Origin of the sequence: Enterovirga sp., assembly GCF_028290205.1 — a bacterium.
In the GTDB taxonomy this organism is placed as follows: domain Bacteria; phylum Pseudomonadota; class Alphaproteobacteria; order Rhizobiales; family Beijerinckiaceae; genus Enterovirga.
On sequence record NZ_JAQGKF010000220.1, the window covers coordinates 47,401 to 53,470 of the forward strand.

Annotated in this window: 8 protein-coding genes; 4 read left to right on the forward strand and 4 right to left on the reverse strand. The window is 70.9% G+C overall.

Features of this window, described 5'->3' with window-relative positions:
• The gene (locus JWR86_RS15360; RefSeq protein WP_299567172.1) at positions 1–843 is read left to right on the forward strand and encodes a metal ABC transporter permease; all 843 of its coding nucleotides are present in this window, start codon (positions 1–3) and stop codon (positions 841–843) included.
• 59 nt (positions 844–902) lie between these two features.
• On the opposite strand, the gene JWR86_RS15365 is transcribed toward JWR86_RS15360, so the two are convergent.
• Positions 903–1,085, reverse strand: coding sequence for a DUF465 domain-containing protein (locus JWR86_RS15365; protein WP_299567174.1), 183 nt, complete (start codon positions 1,083–1,085; stop codon positions 903–905).
• Positions 1,086–1,243: 158 nt separating this feature from the next.
• Here JWR86_RS15365 and JWR86_RS15370 point away from each other — a divergent pair, with 158 nt between their 5' ends.
• From JWR86_RS15370 to JWR86_RS15380, 3 genes are all read left to right on the forward strand, one after another.
• Positions 1,244–1,465 carry a DUF465 domain-containing protein gene (locus JWR86_RS15370; RefSeq protein WP_299567192.1) on the forward strand — a complete coding sequence of 74 codons (222 nt, stop codon included), beginning with the start codon at positions 1,244–1,246 and terminating at the stop codon, positions 1,463–1,465.
• A 79-nt stretch (positions 1,466–1,544) separates the two neighbouring features.
• Positions 1,545–2,027, forward strand: coding sequence for a 5-(carboxyamino)imidazole ribonucleotide mutase (gene purE, locus JWR86_RS15375; protein ID WP_299567176.1), 483 nt, complete (start codon positions 1,545–1,547; stop codon positions 2,025–2,027).
• Positions 2,020–3,105 carry a 5-(carboxyamino)imidazole ribonucleotide synthase gene (locus JWR86_RS15380; protein WP_299567178.1) on the forward strand — a complete coding sequence of 362 codons (1,086 nt, stop codon included), beginning with the start codon at positions 2,020–2,022 and terminating at the stop codon, positions 3,103–3,105. The genes purE and JWR86_RS15380 overlap by 8 nt, the downstream gene beginning before the upstream one ends.
• Here the strand turns inward: JWR86_RS15380 and dapE are convergent.
• The 3 genes from dapE to lptB form a co-directional block, all read right to left on the reverse strand.
• Positions 3,086–4,258 (reverse strand): succinyl-diaminopimelate desuccinylase, encoded by a 1,173-nt coding sequence (dapE, locus tag JWR86_RS15385; RefSeq protein ID WP_299567180.1) that lies wholly within the window; start codon positions 4,256–4,258, stop codon positions 3,086–3,088. The genes JWR86_RS15380 and dapE overlap by 20 nt on opposite strands.
• Positions 4,259–4,358: 100 nt before the next feature.
• Positions 4,359–5,201 carry a 2,3,4,5-tetrahydropyridine-2,6-dicarboxylate N-succinyltransferase gene (dapD, locus tag JWR86_RS15390; RefSeq protein WP_299567182.1) on the reverse strand — a complete coding sequence of 281 codons (843 nt, stop codon included), beginning with the start codon at positions 5,199–5,201 and terminating at the stop codon, positions 4,359–4,361.
• An 82-nt stretch (positions 5,202–5,283) separates the two neighbouring features.
• On the reverse strand, positions 5,284–6,054 hold the full coding sequence (lptB, locus tag JWR86_RS15395) for an LPS export ABC transporter ATP-binding protein (protein WP_299567194.1): 771 nt from the start codon (positions 6,052–6,054) through the stop codon (positions 5,284–5,286).
• Positions 6,055–6,070: the final 16 nt, after the last annotated feature.

Consider the following 6,070-nt stretch of genomic DNA (forward strand, 5'->3'; position numbering starts at 1 on the left):
ATGGACACGCTCCTCGCGCCGTTCGGCTTCGAGTTCATGCGCCAGGCCTTTGTCATCTCCGTGCTCGTGGCGGTGCCCTGCGCCCTCCTGTCGTGCTTTCTGGTCCTCAAGGGGTGGTCGCTGATGGGGGACGCCGTGTCGCACGCCGTCCTGCCCGGGATCGTGCTCGCCTATCTGGCGGGACTGCCGCTGGCGCTCGGCGCCTTCGCGGCCGGGATGGGCTGCGCGCTGCTGACCGGGTTCTTGCAGGCCAACAGCCGGGTGAAGCAGGACACCGTGATGGGGGTCGTGTTTTCCGGCATGTTCGGGCTCGGCCTCGTCCTGTTCGTGAAGGTCCAGACGGACCTCCATCTCGACCACATCCTGTTCGGGGACATGCTGGGCGTGGACTGGCGCGATGTCGCCGAGGCAGGGGCCATTGCGGCCGTCGTGTCCGCGCTGCTGCTGCTGCGCTGGCGCGACCTCCTGCTGCACAGCTTCGATCCGGCCCAGGCCCGCGCGGTCGGGCTTCCGGTGCGGACGCTGCATTACGGGCTGCTCTGCATCCTGTCCCTGACCATCGTCGGGGCGCTCAAAGCGGTCGGCATCATCCTGGCGATCGCCATGCTGATCTCGCCCGGCGCCATCGCCTTCCTGCTGACCCGCCGCTTCAGCGCCATGCTGGCGGTCGCGGTCGCGGTCGCCGTGCTGGCGTCCCTGCTCGGGGTTTATCTCAGCTTCCTGCTGGACAGCGCTCCCGCGCCGACCATCGTGCTCCTGATGACGGTGACCTTTGTGAGCGTGTTTGTGGCGCAGACGGCCCGGGCGGCGCGCCGCGAGCGGCTGCATGACGGCCTGGCCTGATCGCATCGGAAGCCGCCGCCCCGAAGGAGCGGCGGCCGGAGTTCAGGCCGGAAGCCTGGTCAGTGGAGCTTGGGCTCCGACTGCTTCAGTCGGGTCAGTTCGTCCTTCAGCTGCAGCTTGCGGCGCTTGAGCTCCGCGACCTTGGCATCGTCGGTCGCGGGCCGCGTCGCGGCGGCCTGGATCTCCCGCTCCAACGCATCGTGCTTGCGTTCGAGTTCGGCCAGGTGGTTCTGCAGCGCCATGGAGTGCTCCTCTGCTGTGTCGAACCCCTTCAATCTGTGCCTCGATGGCGGAAGGGTGACTGTGGCATTCTGCCGCACCTTGACGTCGGGCGCGGCTTCCCGCCTATCCAGAACAGGTGGCCGAATTCCTCCTTCTCGGCCCGGCCTCGGGAACCGCGATGGAGCCGGATGTCGATCAGGACAATGGGCAGGGAACGCTCGTGGCGGAGCTTGCCCGCCTGAAGCTGGAGCATCGCGACCTGGACGCGGCGATCGAGGCCCTGAAGGCCAACGTGGCCGGGGACCTGCTGCAGATCCAGCGGCTGAAGAAGCGCAAGCTCGTGCTGCGGGACCGCATCTCGTTTATCGAGGACGAGCTCACGCCCGACATCATCGCCTGAGGCGGCCCGGCTTGCAGCCGCCCGCCTGCCCCTCTATCCGCACCCTTCCTGTCCCGAACCGCCAGTCGTGAACCCGGCCATGCCGCCCGTCGCCATCATCATGGGAAGCCAGTCCGACTGGACCACCATGCGCCATGCGGCCGAGACGCTCGACGCCTTGGCGATCGGCTACGAGGCCAGCATCGTGTCGGCCCACCGCACGCCCGAGCGGCTGTACAGCTTCTCGCGCGGCGCCAAGGCGGCGGGGTTCAAGGTCGTGATTGCCGGGGCCGGCGGGGCGGCCCACCTGCCCGGCATGTGCGCGGCCCTGACGCCGCTGCCGGTTCTCGGTGTCCCGGTCGAATCCAAGGCCTTGTCGGGCCAGGACTCGCTGCTCTCCATCGTGCAGATGCCGGCGGGCATTCCGGTCGGCACCCTGGCCATCGGCCGGGCCGGCGCGGTCAACGCGGCCCTGCTGGCGGCCGCGATCCTGGCCCTCGGGGATGAGGGCGTCGCGGAACGGCTCGCCGCCTGGCGCGCCCGCCAGACGGAGGCGGTGGCCCGCCACCCTGTCGATGGCTAAGTCGGGGGCCGGCCACCGGCCGATCGCACCCGGCGCCACGCTCGGCATCCTGGGTGGGGGGCAGCTCGGACGCATGATGGCGGTGGCGGCCGCGGCGCTCGGCCTGAAGACGCATATTTTCTGCCCCGACGCCGATTGCCCCGCCTTCGATGTGGCGGCGGCCCGCACAGTCGCGGCCTACGAGGACGAGGACGCGCTCAGCGCCTTTGCGGCCGCGGTCGATGTCTGCACCTACGAATTCGAGAACGTGCCGGGCCGGACGGCCGAGATCCTGGCCGACCGGGTGACGCTGCGGCCCAACGCGCAGGCGCTCGCCACGGCGCAGGATCGCCTGATCGAGAAGCAGTTTGTGACCGGGCTCGGGATCGCGACCGCCCCGTTCCGGGCGGTGGACAGCGAACACGACCTCGCGGCCGCGCTGGAGGAGCTCGGCGCCCCGGCCATCCTGAAGACCCGCCGCTTCGGCTATGACGGCAAGGGGCAGGTCCGGATCCAGCCGGGCGACCGGCCCGGGGAGGCCTATGCCCACCTGGGCGGCGCCCCGGCCATCCTCGAAGGGCTGGTGCGCTACAGTCAGGAGATCTCGGTCCTGGCGGCGCGCGGTCCGGATGGCGCCTTTGCGGCCTATGAGCCCTGCCACAACGAGCACCGCGACGGCATCCTGGCCGTGACCCGCGTGCCGGCCGACGTCCCGGCCGCCCTGGAACAGCAGGCCGTGGAGGCCGCCCGGGCCATCGCGGACGCGCTCGATTATGTCGGCGTGATCGCGGTCGAGATGTTCGTGGTGGAGGGCGGGGTCGCGGTGAACGAGATCGCGCCCCGGGTGCACAATTCGGGGCATTGGACCATCGAGGGCGCCGAAACCTCGCAGTTCGAGCAGCATGTCCGAGCCGTGTGCGGCTGGCCCCTCGGTGCCACGGGCCGCCGGGGCCGGGTCGAGATGCGCAACCTGATCGGGTCGGAGATCGACACCTGGCCGGCCGTCCTGGCCGAACCGGGCGCCCACCTGCACCATTACGGCAAGTTGCGGGCCCGCCCCGGCCGCAAGATGGGCCACGTCACCCGGGTCTGGACCTGAAGAACCCGTCCAGGACGCGGCGGTAGATCGCCGCGAGCCGGCCGAGATCCTCGACCCGCACGCATTCGTCCACCGCGTGCATGGTCTGGCCGACCAGGCCGAATTCCACGACCGGGCAATGGTCCTTGATGAAGCGGGCATCCGACGTACCGCCCGTCGTGGACAGGACGGGTGTGAGCCCGGTTTCGGCCGCGACGGCCTGCTGAACCAGGTGCACGAAGGGCCCCGGCGGCGTCAGGAAGCTGACCGAATTGGTCGGGTCGAAGCGCAGCGCGACGGCGGCGCCCGATCCGGCCGCCCCGCGCTCCACCCGCGCCCGGATCTCGGCCGCCAGCGAGTCCGGATCCCAGCGGTCGTTGAACCGGATGTTGAACACCGCCCGGGCCTCCGCCGGCACGACGTTGGTGGCCGGATTGCCGGTGTCGAAGCTGGTCCATTCGAGCGTCGAGGGGCCGAAATGCTCCGTGCCGCCGTCCACGGGTTCGGCGGAGAGCGCGGCCACGATGCGGGCCAAAGCCGGGATCGGGTTCAGGACCAGTTCCGGATAGGCAACGTGGCCCTGCTTGCCTGACACCGTGATGCGGCCTGTCAGCGAGCCGCGGCGGCCGATCTTGCACATCTCGCCGAGCCGCTCGGGATTGGTCGGCTCGCCCAGCAGACAGGCGTCGAAGCGCGCGCCCTGCCCCGCCGCCCAGCCGAGCAGCTTCACGGTGCCGTTCACGGCCGGGCCTTCCTCGTCGCCCGTGAGCAGAAAGGCGATCGAGCCTCCGAAGTCCGCGCCCCGCTCGGCCACGAAGCCGACCGCGGCCGCCAGCATGGCGGCCACCCCGCCCTTCATGTCGGCGGCGCCGCGGCCAAAGAGCCAGCCGTCCTCCACGGCGGCCGCGAACGGATCGTGCCGCCACAGGGCGGCATCGCCCGGCGGCACCACGTCGGTGTGGCCGGCAAAGGCGAGGCACGGCCCGGCGGTGCCGATCCGGGCATAGAGGTTCGGGATGTCGGGCGTGCCGGGCGCGCTGAACACGGGCCGGTGGATCTCGAACCCGGCCGCGGCCAGGGCTTCGGCGCAGACCTCGAGCGCGCCGTCATCGGCAGGCGTCACCGAGCGGCAGCGGATCAAAGCCTGGGCGAGGGCGAGGGCGTCGGCAGGCATGGGAGGCTCTCGGCAGCCCGGCGGGCGAGAAGCGCGCCGGCCGGGGCGGCCGACGTCGGGTCGCGGACGGGGCCCGGCAACCGGGCCCCGGAGCGGACGCCTAGTCGCGCAGCAGCTCGTTGATGCTGGTCTTGGAGCGCGTCTGCGCGTCGACCCGCTTCACGATCACGGCGCAATAGAGCGACGGCCCGGGCGAGCCGTCCGGCATCGGGCGGCCCGGCAGGGCTCCCGGCACGACCACGGAATAGGGCGGCACGCGGCCGACAAAGACCTCACCGGTCGACCGGTCGACGATCTTGGTCGAGGCGCCAAGATAGACGCCCATGGACAGGACCGAACCCTCGCCGACCTGCACGCCCTCGGCCACCTCGGAGCGGGCGCCGATGAAGCAATGGTCCTCGATGACCACCGGGTTCGCCTGCAAGGGCTCCAGCACGCCGCCGATGCCGGCGCCGCCGGAGATGTGGCAGTTCTTCCCGATCTGGGCACAGGAGCCGACCGTGGCCCAGGTGTCGATCATGGTGCCCTCGTCCACATAGGCACCGAGATTGACGAAGGACGGCATCAGCACGACGTTCGGCGCCACAAAGGCGCCGCGCCTGACCACGCAATTCGGCACGGCCCGGAAGCCGGCCGCCCGGAAGCGATCCTCGCCCCAGCCTTCGAACTTGGACGGCACCTTGTCCCACCAGGTCGAGCCGCCGGGGCCGCCCGTGATCGGCCCCATGTCGGTCAGCCGGAAGGACAGGAGCACGGCCTTCTTGAGCCACTGGTGCACCTGCCAGCCGCCCTCGCCCTTGGAGGCGACCCGCGCCTCGCCGCGGTCGAGCAGGTCGAGGGCCTGCTCCACCGCCTCGCGGACCTGGCCACGGGTCGAAGCCCCGACATTGGCCCGGTCCTCCCAGGCGGCATCGATGGTGCGGGACAGGTCTTCGGTCGACATGGGGCGCGGTCTCGTCCGTGGGATGGAGGCCGCTTAGCAACTCGCCCGGCCTCTGTCATGGGAGGCTGCGAGTCCGGCCGCCCTACATCCGGAAATCGGCCCCGAGATAGAGGCGACGGACGTCCTCGTTGGCGATGATCTCCTCCGGCCGTCCCTCGGTCAGCACCCGGCCGGAATGGATGATGTAGGCCCGGTCGGTGAGGGCCAGCGTCTCGCGCACGTTGTGGTCGGTGATCAGCACGCCGATGCCGCGCGCTTTGAGGTGGTGCACGAGCTGCTGGATGTCGCCGACCGCGATCGGGTCGATGCCGGCAAAGGGCTCGTCCAGGAGCATGAAGGAGGGCTGGCCCGCCAGCGCCCTGGCGATCTCGCAACGCCGCCGCTCGCCACCCGACAGGGCGATGGAGGGCGACTTGCGCAGCCGGGCGATGTCGAATTCCTCCAGGAGCTGTTCAAGCTTGCGCTCCCGCTCCTTGCGGTCCGGCTCCGTCACCTCGAGCACGCCCCGGATATTGTCCTCCACGTTGAGGCCGCGGAAGATCGAGGCCTCCTGGGGCAGGTAGCCGATGCCGAGCCGGGCGCGCCGGTACATCGGCAGCCCCGTGATGTCGTGCCCATCGAGGCTGATGAGACCCCGATCGGCGCCGACCAGCCCGGTGATCATGTAGAAAATCGTGGTCTTGCCGGCGCCGTTCGGGCCCAGAAGCCCGACCGCCTCGCCGCGCCGGAGCGCCAGTGAGGCCTCGTTCACCACCTTGCGGCCGCGATAGCTCTTCTCCAGTCCCCAGACGGCCAGGACGCCGGGGCCGCCGAAGCTCGCCGTCGCGTCGCCGGCGCGCCGGCGCCCGAACAGGCCGCGGCGGGGCGGC

Coding starts and splice junctions, on each gene's coding strand:
- JWR86_RS15360 (WP_299567172.1), top strand. CDS start 1: ATGGACACGCTCCTCGCGCCGTTCGGCTTCGAGTTCATGCGCCAGGCC.
- purE (WP_299567176.1), top strand. CDS start 1,545: ATGCCGCCCGTCGCCATCATCATGGGAAGCCAGTCCGACTGGACCACC.
- JWR86_RS15370 (WP_299567192.1), top strand. CDS start 1,244: ATGGAGCCGGATGTCGATCAGGACAATGGGCAGGGAACGCTCGTGGCG.
- JWR86_RS15380 (WP_299567178.1), top strand. CDS start 2,020: ATGGCTAAGTCGGGGGCCGGCCACCGGCCGATCGCACCCGGCGCCACG.
- dapE (WP_299567180.1), bottom strand. CDS start 4,258: ATGCCTGCCGACGCCCTCGCCCTCGCCCAGGCTTTGATCCGCTGCCGC.
- dapD (WP_299567182.1), bottom strand. CDS start 5,201: ATGTCGACCGAAGACCTGTCCCGCACCATCGATGCCGCCTGGGAGGAC.
- JWR86_RS15365 (WP_299567174.1), bottom strand. CDS start 1,085: ATGGCGCTGCAGAACCACCTGGCCGAACTCGAACGCAAGCACGATGCG.